At 63.3% G+C, this 708-nt stretch carries 1 protein-coding gene; it reads left to right on the plus strand.

The window, feature by feature from the left end; genetic code table 11:
* On the plus strand, positions 1 to 619 hold a 619-nt coding region (locus U5798_RS36895; protein WP_322084880.1), incomplete at its 5' end, for a branched-chain amino acid ABC transporter permease.
* Positions 620 to 708 lie beyond the last annotated feature (89 nt).

Raw genomic sequence — 708 nt, forward strand, 5'->3', positions numbered from 1 at the left:
GCACGTCGGCGGCTTCAACCTGTCGCAGACGCATACGCTGTTCGGCTTCCAGCTGCCGTCGGTCTACATGTACTACTACCTGTTCGTGCTCTGCTCGCTGCTGGTGATCTGGGTGTGTACGCGTCTGCAGCACTCGCGTATCGGCCGTGCCTGGGCAGCGATCCGCGAAGACGAGATCGCCGCGAAGGCGATGGGCATCAACACCCGTAACGTGAAGCTGCTCGCGTTCGCGATGGGCGCGTCGTTCGGCGGCCTGTCGGGCTCGATGTTCGGTGCGTTCCAGGGCTTCGTGTCGCCCGAGTCGTTCACGTTCTGGGAATCGATCGTCGTGCTCGCCTGCGTGGTGCTCGGCGGCATGGGCCACATCCCGGGCGTGATCCTGGGCGCGGTGCTGCTCGCGATCTTCCCGGAATTCCTGCGTTCGACGATGAGCCCGCTGCAGCACGCGCTGTTCGGTCATGACATCGTCGATACGGAAGTGATCCGTCAGGCGCTGTACGGCCTCGCGATGGTGATCATCATGCTGTACCGCTCGGAAGGCCTGTGGCCCGCGCCGAAGCATGAGGACAAGATCGCGAAACTGGCGAAGCGCAACAGCAAGAAGCCGGTGCGCGCTTAACCTACGGACAAGGGGATACACACATGAGCGACAAGCAAATCCGACTGTCCGTCTCGGGCGTGAACAAGCGCTTCGGCGGGCTGCAGGCG

Source organism: Burkholderia sp. BCC1972 (genome assembly GCF_905339605.1).
Classification (GTDB): Bacteria; Pseudomonadota; Gammaproteobacteria; order Burkholderiales; family Burkholderiaceae; genus Burkholderia.